The sequence below is a fragment of the Silvimonas sp. genome (assembly GCF_031291215.1).
GTDB classification, from domain to species: Bacteria; Pseudomonadota; Gammaproteobacteria; order Burkholderiales; family Chitinibacteraceae; genus Silvimonas; species Silvimonas soli.
The window spans coordinates 193,835-216,968 of sequence record NZ_JARLJK010000054.1; the positions used below are offsets into that span (position 1 = coordinate 193,835).

22 protein-coding genes, 2 tRNA genes and 1 pseudogene are annotated in these 23,134 nt (G+C 56.4%); 14 read left to right on the forward strand and 11 right to left on the reverse strand.

What is annotated here, in order from left to right:
• Nucleotides 1–69 precede the first annotated feature (69 nt).
• Together P4L78_RS02475 and P4L78_RS02480 are read left to right on the forward strand one after the other, a co-directional pair.
• Entirely contained in the window at nucleotides 70–993 is a 924-nt protein-coding gene (locus P4L78_RS02475) for a LysR family transcriptional regulator ArgP (RefSeq protein WP_309326794.1), read from the forward strand.
• Nucleotides 990–1,220: a hypothetical protein gene (locus tag P4L78_RS02480; protein ID WP_309326796.1), complete on the forward strand. Its 231-nt coding sequence runs from the start codon at nucleotides 990–992 to the stop codon at nucleotides 1,218–1,220. Before P4L78_RS02475 ends, P4L78_RS02480 begins: the two co-directional genes overlap by 4 nt.
• Before the next feature lie 8 nt (nucleotides 1,221–1,228).
• On the opposite strand, the gene metG is transcribed toward P4L78_RS02480, so the two are convergent.
• Nucleotides 1,229–3,283: a methionine--tRNA ligase gene (gene metG / locus P4L78_RS02485; RefSeq protein WP_309326799.1), complete on the reverse strand. Its 2,055-nt coding sequence runs from the start codon at nucleotides 3,281–3,283 to the stop codon at nucleotides 1,229–1,231.
• Between the two features lie 78 nt (nucleotides 3,284–3,361).
• Nucleotides 3,362–4,474, reverse strand: coding sequence for an acyltransferase family protein (locus P4L78_RS02490; protein ID WP_309326801.1), 1,113 nt, complete (start codon nucleotides 4,472–4,474; stop codon nucleotides 3,362–3,364).
• A 224-nt stretch (nucleotides 4,475–4,698) separates the two neighbouring features.
• Between P4L78_RS02490 and P4L78_RS02495 the strand changes: the two genes are divergently transcribed.
• From P4L78_RS02495 to P4L78_RS02510, 4 genes are all read left to right on the forward strand, one after another.
• The gene (locus P4L78_RS02495; protein WP_283148596.1) at nucleotides 4,699–5,319 is read left to right on the forward strand and encodes a trimeric intracellular cation channel family protein; all 621 of its coding nucleotides are present in this window, start codon (nucleotides 4,699–4,701) and stop codon (nucleotides 5,317–5,319) included.
• Nucleotides 5,316–5,948 (forward strand): CoA pyrophosphatase, encoded by a 633-nt coding sequence (locus P4L78_RS02500; RefSeq protein WP_283148597.1) that lies wholly within the window; start codon nucleotides 5,316–5,318, stop codon nucleotides 5,946–5,948. The genes P4L78_RS02495 and P4L78_RS02500 overlap by 4 nt, the downstream gene beginning before the upstream one ends.
• A 143-nt stretch (nucleotides 5,949–6,091) precedes the next feature.
• On the forward strand, nucleotides 6,092–7,906 hold the full coding sequence (gene typA / locus P4L78_RS02505) for a translational GTPase TypA (protein WP_283148598.1): 1,815 nt from the start codon (nucleotides 6,092–6,094) through the stop codon (nucleotides 7,904–7,906).
• 180 nt (nucleotides 7,907–8,086) lie between these two features.
• Nucleotides 8,087–8,251 (forward strand): hypothetical protein, encoded by a 165-nt coding sequence (locus tag P4L78_RS02510; RefSeq protein WP_309326803.1) that lies wholly within the window; start codon nucleotides 8,087–8,089, stop codon nucleotides 8,249–8,251.
• 73 nt (nucleotides 8,252–8,324) lie between these two features.
• On the opposite strand, the gene P4L78_RS02515 is transcribed toward P4L78_RS02510, so the two are convergent.
• From P4L78_RS02515 to P4L78_RS02525, 3 genes are all read right to left on the reverse strand, one after another.
• Nucleotides 8,325–8,579: a GlsB/YeaQ/YmgE family stress response membrane protein gene (locus P4L78_RS02515; RefSeq protein WP_283148600.1), complete on the reverse strand. Its 255-nt coding sequence runs from the start codon at nucleotides 8,577–8,579 to the stop codon at nucleotides 8,325–8,327.
• A 231-nt stretch (nucleotides 8,580–8,810) separates the two neighbouring features.
• Nucleotides 8,811–8,897, reverse strand: a tRNA-Leu gene (locus P4L78_RS02520).
• Between the two features lie 241 nt (nucleotides 8,898–9,138).
• Nucleotides 9,139–9,225: transfer RNA gene (locus tag P4L78_RS02525), tRNA-Leu, on the reverse strand.
• A 65-nt stretch (nucleotides 9,226–9,290) separates the two neighbouring features.
• On the opposite strand from P4L78_RS02525, the pseudogene rnr reads away from it, so the two are divergent.
• From rnr to P4L78_RS02545, 4 genes and pseudogenes are all read left to right on the forward strand, one after another.
• Nucleotides 9,291–11,795, forward strand: a pseudogene (gene rnr / locus P4L78_RS02530) (ribonuclease R); the annotation flags it as partial.
• 709 nt (nucleotides 11,796–12,504) lie between these two features.
• Complete coding sequence (locus P4L78_RS02535; protein WP_283148601.1) at nucleotides 12,505–12,864, forward strand: hypothetical protein; 360 nt, start codon at nucleotides 12,505–12,507, stop codon at nucleotides 12,862–12,864.
• Between the two features lie 36 nt (nucleotides 12,865–12,900).
• Nucleotides 12,901–13,608 carry an SIMPL domain-containing protein gene (locus P4L78_RS02540; RefSeq protein WP_309326807.1) on the forward strand — a complete coding sequence of 236 codons (708 nt, stop codon included), beginning with the start codon at nucleotides 12,901–12,903 and terminating at the stop codon, nucleotides 13,606–13,608.
• Nucleotides 13,609–13,625: 17 nt separating this feature from the next.
• Nucleotides 13,626–14,084: a protein YgfX gene (locus P4L78_RS02545; protein WP_309326809.1), complete on the forward strand. Its 459-nt coding sequence runs from the start codon at nucleotides 13,626–13,628 to the stop codon at nucleotides 14,082–14,084.
• On the opposite strand, the gene P4L78_RS02550 is transcribed toward P4L78_RS02545, so the two are convergent.
• From P4L78_RS02550 to P4L78_RS02560, 3 genes are all read right to left on the reverse strand, one after another.
• Nucleotides 14,055–14,837: a heme ABC transporter ATP-binding protein gene (locus P4L78_RS02550; RefSeq protein ID WP_309326811.1), complete on the reverse strand. Its 783-nt coding sequence runs from the start codon at nucleotides 14,835–14,837 to the stop codon at nucleotides 14,055–14,057. The two genes, P4L78_RS02545 and P4L78_RS02550, sit on opposite strands and share 30 nt — an antisense overlap.
• Nucleotides 14,834–15,832, reverse strand: coding sequence for an iron ABC transporter permease (locus P4L78_RS02555; protein WP_309326813.1), 999 nt, complete (start codon nucleotides 15,830–15,832; stop codon nucleotides 14,834–14,836). The genes P4L78_RS02550 and P4L78_RS02555 overlap by 4 nt, the downstream gene beginning before the upstream one ends.
• 141 nt (nucleotides 15,833–15,973) lie before the next feature.
• Complete coding sequence (locus tag P4L78_RS02560) at nucleotides 15,974–16,861, reverse strand: hypothetical protein (protein WP_283148606.1); 888 nt, start codon at nucleotides 16,859–16,861, stop codon at nucleotides 15,974–15,976.
• 294 nt (nucleotides 16,862–17,155) lie between these two features.
• On the opposite strand from P4L78_RS02560, the gene P4L78_RS02565 reads away from it, so the two are divergent.
• Nucleotides 17,156–17,758 carry a peroxiredoxin gene (locus P4L78_RS02565; RefSeq protein WP_283148607.1) on the forward strand — a complete coding sequence of 201 codons (603 nt, stop codon included), beginning with the start codon at nucleotides 17,156–17,158 and terminating at the stop codon, nucleotides 17,756–17,758.
• Nucleotides 17,759–18,292: 534 nt separating this feature from the next.
• A complete protein-coding gene (locus P4L78_RS02570; protein ID WP_283148608.1) occupies nucleotides 18,293–18,871 on the forward strand; it encodes a TetR/AcrR family transcriptional regulator in 579 nt (192 codons plus the stop codon).
• On the opposite strand, the gene P4L78_RS02575 is transcribed toward P4L78_RS02570, so the two are convergent.
• Nucleotides 18,861–19,658, reverse strand: a complete 798-nt coding sequence (locus P4L78_RS02575) for a DUF3025 domain-containing protein (RefSeq protein ID WP_283148609.1) — start codon at nucleotides 19,656–19,658, stop codon at nucleotides 18,861–18,863. The two genes, P4L78_RS02570 and P4L78_RS02575, sit on opposite strands and share 11 nt — an antisense overlap.
• Nucleotides 19,659–19,695: 37 nt before the next feature.
• The gene (locus P4L78_RS02580) at nucleotides 19,696–20,190 is read right to left on the reverse strand and encodes a hypothetical protein (RefSeq protein WP_283148610.1); all 495 of its coding nucleotides are present in this window, start codon (nucleotides 20,188–20,190) and stop codon (nucleotides 19,696–19,698) included.
• Nucleotides 20,191–20,318: 128 nt separating this feature from the next.
• Between P4L78_RS02580 and zapE the strand changes: the two genes are divergently transcribed.
• A complete protein-coding gene (gene zapE, locus P4L78_RS02585) occupies nucleotides 20,319–21,470 on the forward strand; it encodes a cell division protein ZapE (RefSeq protein WP_309326816.1) in 1,152 nt (383 codons plus the stop codon).
• A gap of 141 nt (nucleotides 21,471–21,611) precedes the next feature.
• On the opposite strand, the gene P4L78_RS02590 is transcribed toward zapE, so the two are convergent.
• A complete protein-coding gene (locus P4L78_RS02590; protein WP_283148612.1) occupies nucleotides 21,612–22,154 on the reverse strand; it encodes a phasin family protein in 543 nt (180 codons plus the stop codon).
• A 239-nt stretch (nucleotides 22,155–22,393) separates the two neighbouring features.
• Between P4L78_RS02590 and phaR the strand changes: the two genes are divergently transcribed.
• The gene (gene phaR, locus P4L78_RS02595) at nucleotides 22,394–23,038 is read left to right on the forward strand and encodes a polyhydroxyalkanoate synthesis repressor PhaR (protein ID WP_283148613.1); all 645 of its coding nucleotides are present in this window, start codon (nucleotides 22,394–22,396) and stop codon (nucleotides 23,036–23,038) included.
• Nucleotides 23,039–23,134: the final 96 nt, after the last annotated feature.

Consider the following 23,134-nt stretch of genomic DNA (forward strand, 5'->3'; position numbering starts at 1 on the left):
CGGGTTTTATGAAGCTGTATTAATATTTTTCAGATAACATTATTTTCTCTAATAGTGGCTGGAAAAGTGATGAACCTGGATCACCGCCAAACCGATGCCTTGCTGGCCGTTATTGAGACCGGCAGTTTTGATCTGGCCGCAAGCCGGCTGCACATTACCCAGTCGGCGGTATCGCAGCGCATTCGTGCGCTGGAAACCAGCCTGGGCAGCCCGCTGGTAGTGCGCAGCCGTCCCTGCCGCGCCACGCCGCAAGGGCAGCGGCTGCTGCAATACCTGCGCCGCACCGCCATGCTGGATCAGGAGTTTGCGGCCGAATTGGCAGACAACCAATCCGCTCCGTTTGTGGTCAAACTGGCCATCAACGCCGATACGCTCGGCACCTGGTTTGTGCCCGCCGTGGCACCGCTGTTATTGGCCGAGAACGTGTTGCTGGATGTGACGATGGAAGACCAGGATCACACCTTCGCGCTACTGGAATCTGGCCTGGCAACGGGTTGCGTGACCACCGAAGCCCAGCCATTGCGCGGCTGCCAGGCGCTGTTTCTGGGCAATATGCGTTACCGCATGATTGCGTCGCCGGGCTTTTATCAGCGCTGGTTTGCGCAAGGCTTCACTCGCGCAGCTGCTCGCCACGCACCGGTGATGGTGTTTAACCGCAAAGATGCGTTGCAGGCGGTGTTTCTGGAAAAGCGCTTCGGCTTGACGCGCGACGTTTATCCCAGTCATTACATTCCGGCGCATGACTCGTACTTTGCCGCGATCCGGCTAGGACTGGGTTACGGCATGGTGCCGGAGCAGCAATTTGGCCAGTTGCTGGAGCATGGCGAGTTGATTGATCTGGCCCCGGATAGCCCGGTGGACGTGCCTTTGTACTGGCATGCCTGGAAAGTGCAGTCACCGCGGCTGGAGTCGCTGACGCGGCAGATTGTGGCAGCTGCGCGCGCGGTATTGGTCGATGGCGATAATCCGGGTGGCGGTGGAAGCGAACCATGACAGCCAATAAAAAACGCCGCATTCAGCGGCTTTTTTTTTTCGTAAGAACCGTAGCCCGGATGAAGGCCACAGGCCGGGAATTCGGGTTGGCGATGCGGGTTGGTTCTGTTACGCGTCGCATTCCCGGATTCCCGCTTCGCTTCATCCGGGCTACGGAAATAATGATGAGTAATGATAAACGCCGCTCTCAAAGCGGCGTTTATCATTACAAGCATCAAATCACTTGATCGCTTGATCACTTCACCCGCATACCTGGCTTGGCGCCAAGATCCGGCGTCAGAATGTACAAACCGCCATCACCACCAGCGGCCAGAACCATACCTTCGGACAAACCAAACTTCATCTTGCGTGGCGCCAGGTTGGCGACCATCACGGTGTGACGACCAATCAGGTCTTCGGGTTTGTAGGCGGACTTGATCCCGGCGAATACGTTGCGGGTTTGTTCCTGGCCGATATCCAGCGTCAGTTGCAGCAGCTTTTCTGCGCCTTCCACATGCTGCGCGTTGACGATTTTGGCGATGCGCAGGTCGATCTTGCTGAAGTCATCAATGTTGATAATCGGCTCGATTTCCGGGATTTCGTAATCCGGCTTGGCGGCTTCAGCGACATTGGCGGTCGGGGCCAGGCTTTGTTTGTTTTCTTCGATCATGGCTTCAATGTTCTTGGGGTCTACACGTTGCATCAGGTGTTGATACACGTTGATGGTATGGCCGGTGAGCAGGGTGTCGGCATCTTGCCAGGTCAGCGGGGCGATATTGAGGAACGCTTCCACATCGGCAGCCAGCTTTGGCAGTACCGGCTTGAGGTACACGCTCAGAATGCGGAAGGCATTGATCAGCACCGAGCAAACGCGTTGCAGCTCGGCATCCTGGCCTTCCTGCTTGGCGATTTCCCATGGCTTGTGGGCGTCGACCCACTGATTCACTTCATCGGTCAGTGCCATAATTTCGCGGATGGCACGGCTGTATTCGCGCGCTTCCCACAAACCGGCAATTCCGGCCGAAGCATTTTGCAGTTTTGCTAACGGGCCGCTGTCGCCCAGGTCAACTGCCAGTTTGCCGTCAAAACGCTTGGTGATGAAACCGGCGGCGCGGCTGGCAATGTTGATGTACTTGCCGATCAAATCACTGTTTACACGCGCAACAAAGTCTTCCAGATTCAGATCGATATCTTCAATGGCGCTGTTGAGTTTGGCGGCAAAGTAATAACGCAGCCATTCCGGGCTCAGGTGGCGCAGATACGATTCGGCGGTAATGAACGTGCCGCGGCTCTTGGACATTTTCTGGCCATCGACGGTCAAGAAGCCGTGCGCATTGATGCCGGTCGGCGTGCGATAACCGGCGAATTCCAGCATGGCGGGCCAGAACAGGGCGTGGAAGTAGAGGATGTCTTTGCCGATGTGGTGATACAACTCGGCGTCAGAGTCTTTGTTCCAGTAGCTGTCGAAATCCAGGCCGAGGCGATTACACAATTGCTTGTGGCTGGCCATATAGCCGACTGGCGCATCCAGCCAAACGTAGAAATACTTGCCCGGCGCATCGGGGATTTCAAAGCCGAAATACGGTGCATCGCGGCTGATGTCCCAATCGTTCAGTCCCGCATCAAACCACTCTTGCAGTTTGTTGGCCGCGCCTTCTTGCAGGCGTGCGCGTTCCTGACCGTTGACCGCCACGTTGCCGGACGTCCAGTTGCGCAAGAAGGTTTCGCAATCACCCAGCTTGAAGAAGTAATGCTCGGAATCACGCAGTTCTGGCGTCGCGCCGGAAATCGCCGAGTACGGGTTGATCAGGTCTGTTGGCGAATACGTGGTGCCGCAGACTTCACAGTTATCGCCGTACTGATCTTTGGCGTGGCACTTGGGGCACTCGCCTTTGACAAAGCGGTCCGGCAGAAACATGTTTTTCTGCGGATCGTATAACTGGCTGATGGTGCGCTGGGCGATCTTGTCGTTGGCGCGCAGTGATTTGTAAATACGGTAGGAGAACTCGCGGTTTTCGTCCGAGTGCGTGCTGCCGTAATTGTCGTAGTTCACCAGAAAGCCGTGAAAGTCTTTCTCGTGCGCTTCTTTGGCAGAGGCGATCAGTTGTTCTGGTGTAATGCCTTCAGCCTGCGCGCGCAGCATGATCGGCGTGCCGTGGGTGTCATCTGCACAGACAGCATGGCATTCATGGCCCCGCATCTTCTGAAACCGCGCCCAGATATCGGTCTGGATATGTTCCAGCATATGGCCAAGGTGCAGCGGACCATTGGCATAGGGCAGGGCGGAGGTAATCAGTATCTTGCGCTTCATGGGATCAGGCTGTCCGTCTTGAACAATCGAATGGGCGATTATAACGCAAGCGGGCGTCATGCCAGACGAGTTGGTGAATCAGGGCGCTACGCTGCCGCGCTGGTCTGTCCCCGTGACCGGGTTGAGCGCACGATTGCGCTGCACGCGTTTGACCGGAAGCCAGAGCACGGCCAGCCAGCGCACGCGCACCACGATCTGATAAAACAACGTGGGCAAGATGATGGCCGACAGGTACGCCAGCATGCCAGCCGCGACCATCGACAATCCGTGCTCCTCAAAAAAGCGGAAACTGCGCCGCTGCAGGTAATCATGAAACAGCAAGATAAACAGGCTGGCTGATGCCGCTTGCAGCAATAGCCAACGCAGGCCGGGCAAATAGCGGGAAGTCCAGACCGAGACCGATAGCACCAGATACACGCCGCACAGGGTCTGCCCGACATTGAACAGAAAGTCTTCAAACAGGCGCTTGCTCAGATTGAGTTCACCATCGCCCAGATAATGCATCAGCCCGAATACGGCCAAAGCGGCAAGGGCGTAAAGCACCCGAGGTTCAAAGGTACTGATCTGCTCTTTCAGCGCGTGCCCCATCAGAAAGATCGGCACGGTAATCAACAGCAGATCGGCGCTGAACGGCAGGCCCAGGTCGCCCAGAATTTGCCCGGCATTGCCGTAGGCCAGATATGGAATGGGCACCGGCACCGAGCGCATGGTCTGGAACATGAAATAGGTGCTGGTAATGCAGCACAGGCCAATCAGTAGTGACATCCGCCTTGAGATTTGCCAGCGCTTAGCTACTTCCAGGTAAATACGGCCCGCCATGAAAACCAGAAACAGATGCGGCAAAAACCAGAGCGGCGTCCAGCGCAAGGTGCCGCCGGTGGCATACAACGACCCGGCAACAAATTGGGCAAATGGCGCGTGCGATAACAAAGGCTGCAATGGCGCCACCAGCAACAGCGTGACAAAAACAGGTTTGAGCACGCCGTCGAGCTTTTGCAGGGCCAGCGATGAAATGGAAGTGCTGGCTTTGAAAAACACGCCTGACATCAGAAAAAACATGGGCATGTTGATGGAGTGCAGGATGTGGTGCCCGACAGGGTTAATCAGATCAAAAATCCGGTTGTGCCCAAGTACGATCAGCAGAATGCCAATGCCTCTGGCCAGGTCCAGATGGCGGATGCGGTTATGCATTATTTGTCACCAAGTGCGGTTTTTATGCGCCCATTTAAGCATCTTGATATCGATAAAACGAGAAATTAATTACAAATAATGAAATTTATGCATAAGTAAATAACGATATTCGAATGTCGCTAAAGCCTGTGTAGCTGGTGTTTTCTGCCCTGAAATTGCAGCCAACTGAGCGCTTGCTACGGCGACGCGGTAAGATTTGCCACGATCAATACTCAGATACATGCATGGCCTTTCCGCTTTATTTTGAAGTCATGAACCAGATCGGCACTGCGGCTTTTGCCATTGCCGGTTATCTGGTAGGCGCGCGCAAGCGGCTGGATTTGCTGGGGGTGGTTATTGTGGCGTTGCTTACCGGCATCGGCGGCGGGGTCATGCGAGACTTGCTGCTCAGCCGTACGCCCCGCGTGTTTCTGGATGCGCTGCCCATTTACACCATCTTTGCCACCTTGGCGGTGGCATGGGTAATCAAGTTGCATCAGCGCCATAAGGGGTTGTTACGCAAGCTGTTTATCGTGGCGGATTCAATCGGGCTGGTGGCTTTTAGTCTGGCGGGCGCCAAAATCGGCATGGATTTTGGCGTGAATCTGTTTGGTGTCTGTTTCCTGGGTTTTGTCACCGCCGTTGGTGGCGGACTGGTGCGCGACATGATGGTGAACGACGTTCCTTTTATCCTGCATGAAGATTTTTACGGCACCGTGGCGATTCTTTTGTCGGTGGCGCTTTACCTGCTTAAAGGCTGGGGACTGGAAGGTGCGGCAGTTGAATGGTCGTTGTTTGCCATTGGCCTGACACTGCGACTGGTTGCCCACAAGCAGGATTTTCGGTTGCCCAGGGTGGACGGATGAACTCGCTGGCCCCCGCTCATGGCGATGCGCCAGCCTGGGCGGACTGGCTGCGCAGCCAACTGGCGCAGGCAGAGCGACAGACTCGTGGCGATATGGGACTGGAACAGGCACGTCGTGCCGCCGCAGTGCTGATCCCGATCGTGCCTTACCCGGATGGCAGCCGCATCATTCTGACCGAACGCGCCGCGCATTTGCGCCATCACGGTGGCCAGATCAGTTTTCCGGGCGGGCGGGTTGATCCGCAAGATCAGAACCCGGCGGCCACGGCTTTGCGCGAGGCCAATGAAGAAATCGGGCTATTGCCTGCCAACGTCCAGGTGCTGGGTGAACTAGGCACCTATCACACCATCACCGGCTTCAATGTGACGCCGGTGGTCGGGCTCGTCACTCCCGGAATGGCCTTGCAGCCCGAGCCCGGCGAAGTGGCCGCCATTCTGGAACTACCCTGGAATGTGCTGTTGAACCCCGCTCATTACGAACTGCGCTGGGTGGAACGCCGGGGTTTGCGCGGCAAGAGCCTGTTTGTGGAGTGCGGCGGCATCACCGTGTGGGGTGCTACGGCAGGCATGCTGCTGATGCTGGCGCGGGCACTGGGAATGCCGGGCCAACCCCTGGACACGACGGCCTAGAAACGGCCCGGAATCCCGATTCCGTACAATGAGTTGCAAAACACACGCTCTTTTCTTTCGTCCGCACATCCTGCAGCGCAGCGAACTGTAATGGGTTCGTGCTACAATCCTCGGCTTTTCAAACTGTTAGCATCCCATCCATCATGACGCGCGCCATTCGTAACATCGCCATTATTGCTCACGTCGACCACGGTAAAACGACCCTGGTTGACCAACTCTTGCGCCAATCTGGCACCTTCCGCGAAAACCAGCAGGTGGACGAGCGCGTGATGGATAGCAACGATCTTGAAAAGGAACGTGGCATCACGATTCTGGCCAAGAACACTGCTATTGAATACGAAGGCACCCACATCAACATCGTTGACACCCCGGGTCACGCGGACTTCGGTGGTGAAGTCGAGCGCGTGCTGGGAATGGTTGATGGCGTGTTGCTGCTGGTGGATGCCGTTGAAGGCCCGATGCCGCAAACCCGCTTCGTGACCAAAAAGGCACTGGCGCTGGGTCTGCGTCCGATCGTGGTGATCAACAAGATCGACCGTCCGGGTGCACGTCCGGATTGGGTTGTGGATCAAACGTTTGACCTGTTCGACAAGCTGGGCGCCACTGACGAACAACTCGATTTCGCGATCATCTACGCTTCGGGCCTGAACGGTTTTGCCAAGCTGGAACTGGATCAAGAATCCGACAATATGCGTCCGCTGTTCGAAACCGTGCTCAAGCACGTGCCGACACCGGAAGGCAACCCTGACGCACCGCTGCAGCTGCAAATTGCTGCGCTGGATTACTCCACCTATACCGGCCGCCTTGGCGTTGGCCGCGTGTTGAATGGCCGTATCAAGCCAGGTCAACAAGTGGTAGTGATGAACCATGAAGAACAAGTTTCTTCTGGCCGTATCAACCAGGTGCTGGGCTTCCAGGGGCTGGAGCGCGTTGCTGTTGAAAGCGCAGAAGCCGGTGACATCATTGTTATCTCCGGTCTGGACGAAATCGGTATCGGCGTCACCATCTGTGACAAGGAAGCCCCGGTTGGCCTGCCAGTGCTGGGTGTGGATGAGCCGACACTGACCATGGACTTTATGGTGAACACATCGCCATTGGCCGGTACTGAAGGCAAGTTCGTGACCAGCCGCCAGATCCGTGACCGCCTGACCAAAGAACTGCTGACCAACGTGGCTTTGCGCGTTGAAGACACTGCCGATGCGGATATCTTCCGTGTTTCCGGTCGTGGCGAACTGCACTTGACCATCTTGCTGGAAAGCATGCGTCGCGAAGGCTTTGAAATGGCCGTTGCCAAGCCGCGCGTTGTGTACAAAGAAGTGAATGGCACCAAGTGTGAGCCGTACGAAAACCTGACTATCGACCTGGAAGATGAACACCAGGGCGGCATCATGGAAGAAATCGGTCGTCGCCGTGGCGAACTGACCAACATGGAATCCGATGGTCGCGGTCGTACCCGTCTGGAATACCATATTCCGGCACGTGGTCTGATTGGCTTCCAGTCCGACTTCATGACCATGACTCGCGGTACCGGCCTGATGAGCCACGTGTTTGATGACTACGCACCGGTCAAGGCCGATCTGCCAGGCCGTCACAACGGCGTGCTGATCTCGCAAGATCAAGGTGAAGCAGTCGCCTACGCACTGTGGAAGCTGGAAGATCGCGGTCGTATGTTCGTGTCGCCAGGCGACAAGCTGTACGAGGGCATGATCATCGGTATCCATAGCCGTGATAACGATCTGGTTGTGAACCCGATCAAGGGTAAGCAGCTGACCAACGTTCGCGCTTCCGGTACTGATGAAGCCGTGCGTCTGACCACTCCGATCAAGCTGTCGCTGGAATCGGCGGTTGAGTTTATCGATGATGATGAACTGGTTGAAATCACCCCGCAGTCGATTCGTATCCGTAAACGTTTCTTGCAAGAACACGAACGTCGTCGCGCGTTCAAGCAAGAAGGCTGATTTGACGCTTGAGTCATCTCAAAAAAAACCGGGCCATGTGCCCGGTTTTTTGTTTTTATGGCGGCGGTTAAGTCAGGTGTTTTGACTCGTTCAGTGTGATGGCATGTTTAATGGCCTCACGGTGCGCCAAGGTCATATGCTGCGGGGGCGGTCAGCGCTTGCTATTGTATAGGGACGTATATGCAATTGATGAGCGCCAAGGTTGTTATCGTCGCTCATATGGCAATTTGTACTCAAGCCAATGACAATCCACTCACGGATAACTTGCTGGATATCTACGTGGGTGTTTATTCGCCAATCAAGCTCGATAACGGCCAGCACTGGATTGAAAACAGTAGTCTGTAGTCGGGTGGTTGTGCCATGTAAAAACGCCTGCAAATCATTGCAGGCGTTTCTTCTTGCCGGGTAATTCAATGCATCAATGTTGAAGCATTTGCACCACGTAAAGCACAACGATTGCCCCGACAATGGATAGCAATATTCCGGCAGGGTGAACGGGTGATCCTTCGGGTGGTTTGCTGAAAATGCGGGCGATGAAACCGCCAACAAACGAGCCGACAATACCGACAACGCCAGTCATGATCAGGCCCATGCCTTGGGCGCCCGGCATGATAAAGCGGGCGATCAAGCCCACGATAATGCCGATAATGAACATCCAGATGTAATGCAGCATGCTTTGCTCCTTGTTCAGAATGGTGGTGAGGGGCTGGGACAAATTGCTGGTGTGCTGTTGGAGTGATGAAATTGGAATAGCCAGTTCACTCTAGCAGTGCATTTCTGGTGGAGTGGCTTCTGCCGATGGCTGGCAGTTTGGGGAAGGATTCAAGTAATCTTGCAGGAGGGTATTTATGGCGCTGGAAAAACAAAAAACCCGTTCGATTGAACGGGTTTTTTGATGAATCTTTGGTGCCCAAGAGAAGACTCGAACTTCCACGCCCTTGCGAGCGCTAGGACCTGAACCTAGTGCGTCTACCAATTCCGCCACCTGGGCATCGCGCTGTAACTGGTTTGTTGCAGCAGCGAAGGAGAGCGATTATGCGTATATCAGCTAACCCTGTCAACAGGGTTGAACTACTTTTTTTGGCAAAGCATTGATTGAAAAACCAATTCACTGCCAGATAATGACAAAAGCATTTGACGGTCCGTTATCCCTAGCATGTCGCAATGGACATAACAAACAAGCCATAGCCAGAAATGCAAAAACCCGCTCAAAAGAACGGGTTTTTATCATTTGGTGCCCAAGAGAAGACTCGAACTTCCACGCCCTTGCGAGCGCTAGGACCTGAACCTAGTGCGTCTACCAATTCCGCCACCTGGGCCTTGTGCTACGCTGTTAGAATGCGCAGATCACGAAGAAGCGCGATTATCGGGAAACCCCAAGACAATGTCAACAAAAAAGAGCCCTGCCATCGATACATCCTCCCGCCGTCCCAAACAGGTCAAAAGCCTGCGGCTGCAAGACCCTCATCTTGAGCGCGAACGAGAGCGCTACGAGAACCCTTTGCCCTCACGGGAATATGTATTGCAGGTTCTGGAAGAGGCGGGCGCACCGCTTTTCGCGGTCGATCTGGCTCAGTTGTTGTCGATTACCGAAGACGAACGCGCTTTCTTTGATCGACGCTTGGGGGCGATGGCGCGGGACGGCCAGTTGATGGTCAATCGCAAAGGCGCTCTGTGCATTGCAGAAAAAATCGATCTGATCCCCGGGCGCGTGCAAGGCCACCCGGAAGGCTTCGGTTTTCTGATCCCGGACGATGGCTCGGATGATCTATATCTGTCGTCGCGCGAAATGGACAAAATCATGCACGGCGACCGGGTACTGGTCCGCCAGGCCGGGTTTGACCGTCGTGGCCGCCGCGAAGGCCGGATTGTCGAAGTGCTCGAACGCCTGACCAAGCTGCTGGTCGGTCGCTTTTTGACCGAGCAGGGCGTTTACATGGTGGCGGCGGAAGACAAACGCATCTCCAAAGACATTCTGATTCCGCCCAAGGAAAAAGGTAAGGCCAAGCCAGGTCAAGTGGTGACGGTAGAACTGATCCAGCAACCGGATCGCAATATCAAGCCGCTGGGCCGGGTGGTGGAAGTGCTGGGTAATTACGATGACCCGGGCATGGAAATCGAAATCGCGCTGCGCAAACACAATCTGCCGCACGAATTTTCGGCCGCCGCCGAGGCTCAAGCGCAAGCAACCCCAGATAAAGTTGGCAAAAAAGATCTCAAGCCGGTGATGGGCGTGAAGCGCGTGGATTTGCGCGACCTGCCACTGGTAACCATTGACGGTGAAACCGCTCGTGATTTTGACGATGCCGTTTATGCCGAGAAAAAAGGCAAGGGCTGGCGCCTGGTGGTGGCGATTGCCGACGTCAGTCACTACGTGCAGCCAGACGATGCACTGGACGCAACCGCCATTGAGCGCGGTAACTCAGTGTACTTTCCGCGTCGCGTTATCCCGATGTTGCCAGAACAACTGTCCAACGGTGTTTGCTCGCTGAACCCGGACGTTGCGCGCTTGTGTGTGGTTTGCGATATGCAGATCAGCGCTACCGGCGATATCAAGAAATACAAGTTCTACCCGGCGGTGATGCATTCCAAGGCCCGGCTTACCTACAACAAAGTGTGGGAAATGCTGGAAGAGCCAAAAGGCAAGATGGCCAAGCAGTACAAGAAGGTCTTGCCCCACGTGCAGGATTTGTACGCGCTCTATCAGGCCTTTGCCAAGGCACGCGCAGTGCGTGGCGCCATTGATTTTGAAACCACCGAAACCGAAGTGCGCTTTGACGACAAAGGCAAGATCAACGAGATCGTGCCTGTGGTGCGTAACCCCGCCCACAAGTTGATTGAAGAATGCATGCTGGCCGCCAATGTATGTGCGGCGGATTTCCTGATCACCAACAAGCATCCATGTTTGTTCCGGGTGCATGAAGGCCCGAACCCGGAAAAGCTGGAAAAACTGCGCGAATATTTGCGCTCCTGCGGTTTGACGCTGGGCGGTGGAGAAGAACCCAAGGCCGGTGATTACGCCGCGTTGCTGGAGCAGATCAAGCTCCGCCCGGACGCATCGTTGCTGCAAACCATGTTGCTGCGCAGTCTGCAGCAGGCCGTCTACAGCCCGGATAATAAAGGTCACTTTGGCCTGAGTTACGAGGCGTATACGCACTTTACTTCGCCAATTCGCCGCTACCCGGATTTGCTGGTCCACCGCGCCATCAAGGCTGTGTTGGCGGGCAAGAAATATCGCCCGGCGCAAAAGTGGGATCAACTGGGCATTCAGTGCTCAATGACCGAACGCCGCGCCGATGAAGCCAGCCGCGACGTGCTGAACTTCCTCAAGTGCTACTTCATGCAAGACAAAGTGGGTGAGGAGTTTGAAGGCACGGTCTCGGCTGTTACCGGTTTTGGCATGTTTGTGTTGCTGGATAATCTGTACGTGGAAGGTCTGGTACATGTCTCGGAACTGGGCAACGACTACTTCCATTACGATGACCGCCGTCATGAACTCAAAGGCGAGCGTTCCGGACAAATCTATCGCCTGACTGATCGGGTGAAAGTGAAAGTGGTGCGGGTCGATCTGGACACCAGCAAGATCGACTTCACGCTGGTGCTGGAAGAAAAATCCAAAGCGCCGCAACAACCCGCGACATTCCAAACCCCGGCGAGTGTGGGCACGCAGGCGCGCCCCACACAACAAGCCGCCACTGCGCAGGTGCCGCAGGAACGTGAACGGTCTGGGCGCAGAAATAACCGTAACAAGAATCGCAACAGCAACCGCGCGGCAAGCCAGCAACCAGCGCAACGTAACGCGGTGCCTCCCGTGCAGGCGGCCAAACCGGTTGTAGCGCCTAAAGTAGCGACCGCGCCGACTCAATCTGTCGCCACGGCACAGGCCAATCCGGCATCGGCAAATAGCGGCAAGCAGGCGCGTAAGCCCAAGCGTACCGCGTCGGTCAAAGTGACGGCCACAGCGCAGCCTGCTGCGGCTGTTCCTGCCAAACCAGTGACTGCGCCAGTCGCCAAAGCCGCGCCGGACCGCAATGCTCAAACGCGCAAGCCTGCCCAACCGGCTGCTCAACCGGCAGTAGTGCCGGCGGTTGCGGCTCAACCACCGAAGAAAGCGGCAGAGTCCAAACCGGCAGCTCGTGTTGCAGGCAATGCTCAGGAAGCCGCACCGCAGCCCGCTACCGGCGGTACTCGGCGTCGCGGCGGCACGCAAAAATCGGCGCTGACTAACGCACCTTCGGCTGCACTAGTTCCAGCGCCGGTTGCGACCCCCGTTGCAGCGCCAGCGCCTGCTGGTCGGCGCAAACCGCAAACTGCGGCGTTGTTGCAAGCCAAGCCAGCCAGCGCAAATCCGGTTGCTGCGCCAGCGCCGGTTGCTTCAGCTCCGGCGGCTGCACCCGCTGCCGCGCCAGCCGCCAGCCGTACACGTCGTCGTAAAAAAGAAGTTTGATCCCGGCTGTCGCAGCCACCGTGCCGATTGTTGCGGCGCGGTGGCTGCGCGCGGCATGTTAATCTTGCAAAGTATGTGAGCTGGCACACAGTGTCGCGACTTTTCGCGGTACTGGTGCGGCCCTGTGGAAACATCAAGGAGTATGGGTTCTATGTTTATCGTTGATCGTTCGGCGGCTTTGATTCGCCCCAAGCAACCTTTCCTCGACTGGCTCAATGCCTTGCCGGGCAACGATATTGTATTGTCGCTGGAAGACATCCGTAGCGATTGCACCGTGATTATGGTTCCGGAAGTCAGCGAACCTGAAGACGGCATTTCGTATATCGATGATCTGGCAGAACGTTTGTTTGAGATGGAACTTGCGTCGTGGGTTGAGGACGAAAGCCTGTGGCCGGCCAAGCGCACGCTCAAACTGTTCTGGGAATGGTTCGATGTAGAGATTCACATGGGCGTGATGGATAGCGTGGCCGAAGATATCCACAACACACCTTCAGATCATAACTATCACTAATGCGTCGGGAACAGTCGGCGCACAGGAGAAAAACCCATGCGTCGACCTGCACTTGCTATTGTTGCTGTGCTGTTTTGTTCCGGTCTGGCTCAAGCCGAGCCGCTCAACTACAACGTAGTCAATCTGGAAGCCAGTTCCAGCAAGGACGTCAGCAATGACATGGCGTCCGCCACCTTGTTTGTTGAAATCAATAATAACGATCCAGCGCAGCTGGCAGACAAGGTCAACCAGACGCTTGCCGCCGCAATCCGCGTCTCCAAACAATATGGCACGGTGCAATCTGCAGGCACTGGCTACACCACTTATCCGGTCTACAACAATAAAACCAGCAAGCAAGATGGCTGGCGTGGCCGGGGTGAGTTGCGTCTGACCAGCCGCGACTTTGCGTCACTCTCTAAACTGCTGGGGCAATTGCAGCAACCATTGTCCAACGGTGTACCCATGCAACTGGCGGGCATTCGCTATGGCGTGTCCGATGAGTCGCGCAAAGCGGCCGAAGACGGGCTGATTACAGAGAGCATCAAGGCCTTTCGCCAGCGCGCCGAGCTGATTCAGCGCGGGATGGATGGCGCGGGCTGGCGCACCGTGAACATGAACGTCAACACCCAGTCGTTTGAGCCGCCAATGCCACGCCCGATGATGATGAAGGCAGCGATGTCAGCTGACAATCCCGCGCCGCCACCGGTTGAAGGTGGCGAGAGCAAGGTTTCAGTGACTGTCTCGGGCAGTATCCAGGTTCAATAAGCCAGGTTCAACGACTTATGCGCGTGACCGCTCCGGCGTTGCACATCTCCTTTGGGGGCGGGCGCGCCGGTTTCTATCTGTGCTGTGCTTTTGCTGCTGCAGCGGCGCTCAGTGCTATCGCTTTGCCGTGGTCGTGGCTGCTGCTGGCCTGGCTTGGGACGGCAGCATACCTGGTTTACTTATGGTGCCAGCCGACCCCGCGCGGATCGCTTGTTTTGGCAGGCGACGGCACCTTGCTGATTGGCTGGGGCGACGAATCTCCCCAAGCCGCTCAAGTACTGGGTTCCACAATGGTCAGTGCGCATTTGCTGGTACTGCATTTACGTGTGCAAAACGTCCGTAAAGTGCAGCGTCTGGTTTTGTGGCCAGACAGCATGCCTGCAGACGATTTTCGGCGTTTGCGCGTGGCGTTGCGCTGGAACAAACGTGCACCTGCGCAAGAGCAATCAGCCAAACAACACCAGTTGCCGTCCTGATCCGGGCGGATATTCCAGCACGTCGGCGGACATCCCGTAGAGCGCGTGCATGTTTTGCGCAGTCAGCACTTCTGCCGGTTTACCATCCGCCAGCATTTTTCCGTCATTGAGCAATAACAGCCGGTCGCACCAGCGTGCCGCGAGGTTGACCTCATGCAGCACCACCAGCACGGCCAATTGCTCGCGTTGTGCCAATTCCCGCACTGCACTGAGCAAACCGTGTTGATGCTTGGGGTCGAGGCTGGACGTAGGTTCATCCAGCAATAACAAGCGTTCGGTGCTGGGGTTTGCTGCGAGTATCTGCAGTAGCACGCGGGCAAACTGCACCCGTTGCTGTTCACCGCCGGAGAGCCCGGCATAGTGGCGCCCGGCCAGGTCGGCCGCGTCCGCCAATGCCAATGCCTGAGTGATCAACTCCTCAATCTGCGCCGCGGCGAGATCCTCGAAAGGGTAGGCGCCCATGGCTACGACTTCGGGTACCGGCAAGTCAAACGCCAGCGTTGGCGATTGCGGCAATAGCGCGCGTTGCCGGGCCAGTTGGCGTTGGGTCAGTTGTTTGAGCGCCACGCCGTTGAGGGTAATGTCTCCCGTTTGCAGCGGCAGATCGCCAGCCAGCGCAGCCAGCAAAGACGATTTACCCGCACCGTTTGCCCCAAGCACGCCAATAAACTCGCCCGCCTTGACCGCAAACGAGATGTCATCCAACACCACGCGGCCTTCGCGTACACAGCGCAATTGCCGAACTGCAATCATGGCTTACTCCAGCGGGCCAGCAGCCACAAAAAGAATGGCCCACCGACAAGGCTGGTGACAATCCCGACTGGCACTTCGGCGGGTGACAAGGCGATCCGCGCCAGCCAGTCAGCCAGTACCAGCGCAATGGCGCCGGTCAGTATGGATGCAGGCAACAGTATCCGATGCTGGGCGCCCAATACGATGCGCACCAGATGAGGGACGACCAGCCCGACAAAGCCGATGGTGCCGCACGCTGCCACCAGCGGCCCTACCAGCAGGGCGACCAGCACGGTCAGGCGTCGCTGCAATCCGCGAATGGCGAAGCCCAGATGCCCGGCTTCACGCTCGCCCAGCAAGAGTGCGTTCATGCCACGCCATTCTCGCAGCAAGAGCACTGACAACAGCAGAGTCCACGGAGCCAGAAAGGCCAGCAATGCCCAGTTGCCGCCAGCCAGACTGCCCATGTTCCAGAACGTCAGTGATCGCAATTGGGCGTCAGTTGCCACCCAGGTACATAAGGCAGTCAGGCTGCCGCAAACCGCATTGATGGCGACGCCAGCCAACAGCAATCCGCCCACGGCACGGCTGCGCCGGCCAATTTGCCATGCCACAAACAAGGCGGCCAGACTGCCGCAAAAGGCCATGCCGGCGATCCAGCCAAAAGCAGTGGCACCGAACACGATGGCGGCAACGGCGCCTAAAGCACCACCGGCCGAGACTCCCACAAGACCGGGCTCCGCCAGCGGATTGCGAAATAGCGCTTGCATGGCCGCGCCAGCAATCGCCAGTCCTCCGCCGCACACAGCCGCGAACACCACTCGCGGCAAACGCACGTCGAACAACACGGTATGCCAGAGCGTTTCGTCCGGGGTTTGCGGCGTGGCATACAGCAGGTGAAACAGGGCGCCTAAGGGGATATGTACTGTGCCGCTGATACTGGCTGCCAGCATCAAGGCGATCAGCAGCGCGGCCAGTATGGCAAAGGTGCCTCTGGCAAGGGCAGGGCGTAGCAAAAGAGGGCGGTTAGGTATCGTCACCCGACGCATGGTAAACGGTAAATGTCATCACCGGTATCGCTGGTGAAGTCTGTAGAAGACAAACCCCGGCGCATGACCGAGGTCTGTGGGCAGCTGCTTGGGCGCAACGCGATGACACTAGTTGATCTTCAGCCAGGTTTGCGTTCGTGCGTTGAAAAAGCCGGACTCTTTATAAGCTTGTTCAATGGTGCCTTTCGCGCGTAATTTGGCCAGGCCTTTTTCAAGTGCATCGAAGGTTTCTGCGCCGTGTGGGGCGCTGCGACTAACGAACAGGTGACGGCTGCCAGCCAGCCCCACCTTCACATTGGGAATCGGCACCAGCGAATATTCGCCCAGCGTGAGTGACATATCTGCAGTCGGCTGGAATGGTGCCAGCAAAACGTCGGCGCGACCTTTTTCTACCATGCCGACCATCGAGTCCCAGCTTTGGGTCTGCAGCAACTGGTTGAGCTTGAGGCCTTCCAGCGTGGCGACGTCGGGCTTCCAGCTGTCGGCCACGACCGCCGTCAGCTGGCGCACGTCGTCTAGCGAACGCGCAGCCAGGGCTTTTTTGTTGTCGGGCGAGGTATATAAACCCGCCTCAAACTCACCCTGACGGATCAGCGGGGAGGAAATATAAATCTTGTCATCAATCGACTTGAGATCGATTTGCCATGCCGAGTTGCCGCCCATGGTGGCATTGCCGGACAAAATTTCTTTCAGATAACGCGTATACGAGTCGCTATTGTTGTCGACCTTGACGAGTTTGACGGGCCGACTCAATCCGCCCAGCGCCAACGCCTGCTGCACCAGTACTAACTCCACCACGTCACGACGCGAGCCTTCGCCCGCAAAATGACTAAGGGTTAGCGGATTACGTTTGCCGATAAAACGCTGGTAATCGTTGTAAACATCCTGCTGCGTGAGAATGGTGATTGGTTCTACCGCACGAGCGGGCGACGGGCCCAATGCCAAAGCGGCCAGCGCTGCGGCAATAAACCGGCGACGGAAAATCGGGTACAGCATCGGGCCTGGCTCCTCGGAAAAACTCGGCTGCATGCTCCGGTACGCTGCACCGGCCGCAGATTGATGAAGGGCTTTACGAGCAAGGCGCTATCATGGCAACTCTGTAAGCAAACGACAATATTTGCATGAGAGGATGAGGTGATCTGAGGGAAAAACAGACACTGCGCTGGACTGACTCCGGCTGACTGATAGGCAGTCTCTATCATCAGCATGAACTTTCCCGATTTGACAGCCTCTACCCCCAGCAACTATCGTTTTCGGGTTTACGCAACCGATCATTTACAGGAGATTCACATGGCCGTTCTCGTTGGCAAACAAGCTCCCGACTTCACCGCAGCCGCCGTTCTGGGCAATGGTGAAATTGTTGACCGCTTTAATCTGAAAGAAGCCACCAAGGGCAAATACGCGCTGGTGTTCTTCTATCCGCTGGACTTCACCTTTGTGTGCCCGTCGGAACTGATCGCGTTTGATCACCGCCTGGCTGAATTCAAGTCCCGTAACGTTGAAGTGATTGGCGTGTCTATCGACAGCCAGTTCACCCACAACGCATGGCGTAACACCCCGGTAGAAAAGGGCGGCATTGGCCCGGTCGGCTACCCGCTGGTTGCTGATACCAAGCACTCCATCGCACAAGACTACGACGTGGAAACCGCTGATGGCGTGGCTTTCCGCGGCACGTTCCTGATCGACCGCGACGGCGTGGTGCGTCACGAGTCAATCAATGATCTGCCGCTGGGTCGCAATGTGGACGAATACATCCGTCTGGTTGACGCGCTGCAGTTCACTGAAGAACACGGCGAAGTGTGCCCGGCTGGCTGGAACAAGGGTAAGGCCGGTATGAAGGCTGATCCGAAGGGCGTGGCCGAGTACCTGGCTTCGAACGCGAAGGATCTGTAACCGGACCGGTTACAACATGCGACGGCGGTTTGACTGCCGTTGTCCAGGGCGCCGCACTGCGGCGCCTTTTTATTTTCCACAGCGCTTGCATGACGTATTCCCCCTTCGTGATTCGATTCGCCCTGAACGGCTGAAAAAACGCGAATCGAAAAGCAGCAAAAATCGCTGCATGGATGCGGTAGTTCGTGCCTGGCACGACCCCGCCCTGATCACCAGAACCGGAAACGACGCTTGCCTTTTCACCATAGCCGGGTGTTTGCGGCTTTGCCGAACGAATCAGCGCCACAGATCGAATGTTTGGGTGGCCCGTGGCAAGGATGAACGGGCGAATGGCCCCCCGGCGCACATGCGGGATCGCAGTCGGTTGGTCCGGCGTGCAAGTCCCAGCGACATATTCGTTTATCCAGGCTGATTTTTATCTGACCGCTTTCCGTCTGTCTGATATGTCAGAATTGCCCTGCAAGGCGCGCCAGGCATACATCTCTGTATTTTTATTCAAGTGTCAGATTCGTGATGACTCGATAGAATGGCGTCATGAGTGCACAAGCCCGTTCCAGCATCACCCGTCAGCAATTACTCGATGCCGCGCGTCGAATACTGATCGAGCAAGGCTACGCCCAATTGGGTGAAGCACGCGTCTGCGACCTTGCTGGCGTTACCCGCGGAGCATTGCGCTATCATTTTCCTGATGGTTTGTATGATCTGTTGCCAACCCTGATTGAAGATCTGATTGAGATTGAGGCGCGCAAGATCGATGCCACTGGCGCAATGCAGCCGCGTGAACGTGTGTACCTGGCGCTCTACGGCTTGGCCATGGTGGGCCAACAAACCGATTCACTGGCAATTCTGGAAGTCTGGATGGCTGCGCGCGGCGATGTCCGCTTGTCTGAGCGGGTTTATCCAGTCATGCACCGGGCCAATTTACGCATTTTCGGCATCACTCCCAACTCGCCGTTTGAACCGGATTTACTGGCTCTGCGCATGTTATTGCACGGGGCCAGCCTGCATGTGTTCAATCCGGATTTTGATCGAGCCCAATTGGGCAGCGCCTTGAAGTGGGTCTTGCAACAGTGGCCCGCGCCAGAAAGCCTGCGCCTGCCAGTTACTCATTAAACGCCTGGTGATGAACTGGTTGGCGCAGTGGGCGAAAATACTTTGTATTGGCGTAGAAACTGGCGTCTTGTTCGGGCCACCAGCCCGGCACGCCCAGATATGGCAAGGGCGGTAACTGGCGGGGCGTTTGCAACTGATCGGCGTTGATCTGGGCGGCGAGATAATCATCCAGCCAAGCCAGTTTTTGCGCCTGCGGCCAACGGAAGTATTCGGCACTGACGGGTACGGGCCAGCACTTTCCGGTCAGGCCGGTAAACGGCTCAAGCAGCGCTTCGTAATTGGCATGACCAAAACAGACTGCCTCAATTGTCTGGCCCCAATCTGCACGTCGTTGCACAAACAACTGGTGCCAATCGTGGCCGCGCAACGCATCCAGTAGCGCAGCGTCACAATACGGCACGATCAAACCACATTCATCAAACAACGTCGCCGCATCACGGATCGGCCCGCGCTGGCCCTTGCCGCCTTGCGGCAGATGCCGGTAGTGCAATGCATTCAGCGCGGCTTTGGTGCGGCTGAAGGTCAGCCAGATCATTGCGTTGAAACAATCATGCCAGTCATCCAGGCGAGTGGCGACACGGCCTAGTTCGTGGATTTCCGCTTCGTAATAGCGCGTCAAACTGTCGGGGTCGACAAACTGGATGATCGCACCAGATTGCGCGCGCGGACGGTCGGGGATTCGCGCCCAGCTTGAGTGATCAGGAAAAGCCGCAAATCCTTCCAGCCAGGCCCGCAAGGTGGCAAAGGCGGGGTGCGCAAATTGAGGGTGGGGCCAGGGTTGCGACATCAGGCTGCATCAAGCGCGGATTGGCGACATGGACCCATTACTGCAGGCGACCCATATCGAGCCGACCTTCAGCAACCGGGTTTGGGTCTGCGGCGTTGGCCAGTGCTTTAACGGTAACGACGTAGCGGCCACCCTTGCTGCAGGGCGGGGCGTAAATCGAACCATCACGTGCGCCGAGGGATTTGACGCCAGCAGGAACCGGCCCTTGGGCGGCGATGGCGGGAATCTGCGCACTGGTGGCGCCTTTGGGCACGGTGTAAATCAAGCGGCCCATGCCGCCGCCGTCATTGGCACCGCCATGCTCGGAGAACTCCACCAGCAAGGCGCTGGCGTTGGCCGGAACATCAAACACGTTTAGCCCGGGCGTGGCACCGGCGCCACCCAATTTGCTGCATTGCTGTCCGGCTGGAATGCTGCTGCCGTTCCATAGCGGACTGGCAAAGCGCAAAGTCAGTGCGCCGCCATCGGCACTGGCGAACGCGGCAGTTGCGAAAGTCGTAATGGCAACAACAAAACGGCTGAATGATGTCATATGGCAAGAAACCTCGACGGGAGAGATGCTGATTCTAATGCAATCGCGCGATGCGGGAATGGCACCATGTCACTGTTGGCCTTGCTCCGTATAATGCGTCACACCTTGTCCGCGATTAAAACTAAGCCATGTCCGCGCATGTGATCACTCCCCCGCAATCTGGTACCAGCCCGCAAACGTGGTACGACGGCGTACGGCATCTGCCCGGGTTTATTGAAGATAGTGCCCAGGCTGCGGCCATTGCCCGACTGGAAACACTGTTTCAGGAACTGCTGGAATTCAAACGCAAACGGCATCGGCTGTTTGGCAAAACGCTCTTGCCGCAACCGGCGCCACCGCGCGGGGTGTGGTTCTGGGGCGGAGTCGGGCGAGGTAAAAGCTTTTTGATGGATGCATTTTTCGCGGGGCTGCCGTACGCCCGCAAAAAGCGCATTCACTTTCACCAGTTCATGCAAGACGTGCAACGCGAACTGGCGCAGCTGAAAAGCGAAACCGATCCGCTGGTGAAAATCGCCGAGAAGATCGCTCGTAACGTTCGTGTGCTGTGCTTTGACGAGTTCCACGTCTCGGATATTGCCGATGCCATGATCCTCGGTCGGCTACTGGAGCAGTTGTTCCAGCGGGGTGTGATTCTGATTGCCACCTCCAATTATCCGCCGGATGGCCTGTATCCTAATGGCCTGCAGCGCATTAACTTTCTGCCCACCATCGCGCTGATCAAGCAGCAGATGGATATCTTTAATCTCGATGGCGGGCAAGACCACCGCCTGCGGGCGCTTTCTGCCGCGAGAACCTATCTGACGCCGATCACAGCAGATACGGATGCCGAACTGGACAAGCTTTTCAGTCAGATTGCCACCGGGCCGGATCAAGCCAGAACCATGACCATTGCCGGGCGTAACATCACTTGCCTGCGCCGCGCGCCCGGTGTGGCCTGGTTTGATTTCTTCAAGATATGTGGCGACCAGCGCGGACAAGCGGATTACCTGGCAATTGGGCGCATGTATCAAACGGTGATTGTGTCTGGCATTCCGGCGCTCGAAGCGCGCCAGGCATCGGAAGCGCGGCGTTTTACCTGGCTGGTAGACGTGTTTTACGACCAGCGGGTCAAGTTGATTATCTCCGCCGACGTTCTCGCCGAGCAGTTGTATCTCGATGGTGTACAAGCCAGCGAATTCTTTCGCACGATCAGCCGGTTGACCGAGATGCAAACGCAGGAATATCTGGCCCTGCCGCACCAGCCGGTACTCGAATCGCTGGCTGGTTTGGTAGAAACCTGAAACCGGCTACATTTTTATTTGCAACATCGCCGAGCCGGTTCAGAAATGCTCTGCAAAGAAAAAGCCCCGCAACGCGGGGCTTTTTTATGTTTGACATAGGCAATCATTTTGCATGATTAACCAGTCAAAGCATTATCTTGTTCATTTCTTGGCAGCGCTTTTTACTGCTTCGGCGGTGGCCGAAGTAGCTGCCTTTACCGATGCATCAGTGAATTCAGCAACCTGCTTGGCTGCTTTGGTCAGGCTGTCCACCGCAGCAGCGGTTGCAGCGGCAGTTGACTTCACTGCGGCAACGGCGACATCGGCACCGGCTGGAGCCGACTTGGCAAAGCGATCCAGGCCGCCTACCAATTCTTTGTGAAAGGCGACTGCGCGTTCTTCGTACAGCTTGCTCAGCTCAGTCTGGGCTTGCGAGGCAATCTCGAATACGCTGCGGGAAAAATGAGTAGCTTGTTCTACACTGGTTTCAATCAGCTTCTGGCGCAGGGCAACGGCCTCTTGCACATCTTTGACGGCAGCCAGAGCCCGTGCGTTCTTCACGTTTTCTTCCAGAGCAGTGCGGGTGGCTTCAACCTGCACTTTGAACAGCCGCTCGGTGCTGTCCAGCGACAACCGCGCAAAACGCAGCACGGTTTCGATTTGTTCGGTGGCCAGATCGGCAATTTGTTGTTGGGCTTGGGACATGATGCGCTCCTGAATAATCCATTGATGGTTATGCGGTGCTGTAAATGTTTGCCTAAGTCAACTATGATGCATCGCACAATTGATTTTATTGTGTATTTTCATAATCGCAATGTCAACTGAATTTTTGTGCAGTGCAGCATGAAGTGTTGCATACCGGATGAACGGACGCTACTCTTGGCAGCATTCTCGTAATAATACGAAAATCACTACAACCCGCAGTCACCTTTCAGGGGAAATGCATGAGCGTCGAAAAACGGGTGATCAAGAAGTATCCCAACCGTCGGCTGTACGACACAGCCACCAGCTGTTACATCACGCTTGTCGATGTCAAACAGCTGGTTCTTGATCAGATTGACGTGCAGGTGCTGGATGCCAAAAGTGGCGAAGACATTACGCGTAGCGTGCTGTTGCAGATCATTCTGGAAGAAGAAGCCGGCGGCATGCCGATGTTCTCGTACGACGTACTCACCCAGATCATCCGCTTCTATGGCCATGCCATGCAGGGCGTGATGGGCAACTATCTGGAAAAGAACATGCAGTTGTTCACCGAGATGCAAACGCGCCTGCAAGATCAGGCCAAAAATGCACTCGGTGGCGAAAACCCGATGCTCAACCCCAATGTCTGGGGCGACTTCATGAAGTTCCAGGGCCCGGCGCTGCAAAGCATGATGGGTAAATATCTGGAAAGCAGCACCACACTGTTTGTAGATATGCAGCAACAGTTGCAAGATCGGGCCAAGCACTTGTTTACCGGTTTTGGCATGCCAGGCTATGGCCGCGATGGCAGCCCGGTTGATCCCAATGAGCCCGAGCCGTCCTCCCCGCCCGCCGCAGATGCACCGGATGACAAAACGCCGCCCAAGCGCCGTACAACGCAGAAATAACCCGTTGAAATAAAATTGATTTAAAATAGCCGGTTGTCCATGCGGGCATGTCACAGCGACATGCCCGCTCTGTTTTGGTATTGCGGCTGGTGGCGT

Coding starts and splice junctions, on each gene's coding strand:
- P4L78_RS02510 (WP_309326803.1), top strand. CDS start 8,087: ATGCAATTGATGAGCGCCAAGGTTGTTATCGTCGCTCATATGGCAATT.
- P4L78_RS02545 (WP_309326809.1), top strand. CDS start 13,626: ATGCGCGTGACCGCTCCGGCGTTGCACATCTCCTTTGGGGGCGGGCGC.
- P4L78_RS02560 (WP_283148606.1), bottom strand. CDS start 16,861: ATGCTGTACCCGATTTTCCGTCGCCGGTTTATTGCCGCAGCGCTGGCC.
- P4L78_RS02580 (WP_283148610.1), bottom strand. CDS start 20,190: ATGACATCATTCAGCCGTTTTGTTGTTGCCATTACGACTTTCGCAACT.
- P4L78_RS02475 (WP_309326794.1), top strand. CDS start 70: ATGAACCTGGATCACCGCCAAACCGATGCCTTGCTGGCCGTTATTGAG.
- P4L78_RS02540 (WP_309326807.1), top strand. CDS start 12,901: ATGCGTCGACCTGCACTTGCTATTGTTGCTGTGCTGTTTTGTTCCGGT.
- metG (WP_309326799.1), bottom strand. CDS start 3,283: ATGAAGCGCAAGATACTGATTACCTCCGCCCTGCCCTATGCCAATGGT.
- P4L78_RS02565 (WP_283148607.1), top strand. CDS start 17,156: ATGGCCGTTCTCGTTGGCAAACAAGCTCCCGACTTCACCGCAGCCGCC.
- P4L78_RS02490 (WP_309326801.1), bottom strand. CDS start 4,474: ATGCATAACCGCATCCGCCATCTGGACCTGGCCAGAGGCATTGGCATT.
- typA (WP_283148598.1), top strand. CDS start 6,092: ATGACGCGCGCCATTCGTAACATCGCCATTATTGCTCACGTCGACCAC.
- P4L78_RS02495 (WP_283148596.1), top strand. CDS start 4,699: ATGGCCTTTCCGCTTTATTTTGAAGTCATGAACCAGATCGGCACTGCG.
- P4L78_RS02500 (WP_283148597.1), top strand. CDS start 5,316: ATGAACTCGCTGGCCCCCGCTCATGGCGATGCGCCAGCCTGGGCGGAC.
- P4L78_RS02590 (WP_283148612.1), bottom strand. CDS start 22,154: ATGTCCCAAGCCCAACAACAAATTGCCGATCTGGCCACCGAACAAATC.
- P4L78_RS02570 (WP_283148608.1), top strand. CDS start 18,293: ATGAGTGCACAAGCCCGTTCCAGCATCACCCGTCAGCAATTACTCGAT.
- P4L78_RS02535 (WP_283148601.1), top strand. CDS start 12,505: ATGTTTATCGTTGATCGTTCGGCGGCTTTGATTCGCCCCAAGCAACCT.
- P4L78_RS02550 (WP_309326811.1), bottom strand. CDS start 14,837: ATGATTGCAGTTCGGCAATTGCGCTGTGTACGCGAAGGCCGCGTGGTG.
- P4L78_RS02480 (WP_309326796.1), top strand. CDS start 990: ATGACAGCCAATAAAAAACGCCGCATTCAGCGGCTTTTTTTTTTCGTA.
- zapE (WP_309326816.1), top strand. CDS start 20,319: ATGTCCGCGCATGTGATCACTCCCCCGCAATCTGGTACCAGCCCGCAA.
- P4L78_RS02515 (WP_283148600.1), bottom strand. CDS start 8,579: ATGCTGCATTACATCTGGATGTTCATTATCGGCATTATCGTGGGCTTG.
- P4L78_RS02575 (WP_283148609.1), bottom strand. CDS start 19,658: ATGTCGCAACCCTGGCCCCACCCTCAATTTGCGCACCCCGCCTTTGCC.
- phaR (WP_283148613.1), top strand. CDS start 22,394: ATGAGCGTCGAAAAACGGGTGATCAAGAAGTATCCCAACCGTCGGCTG.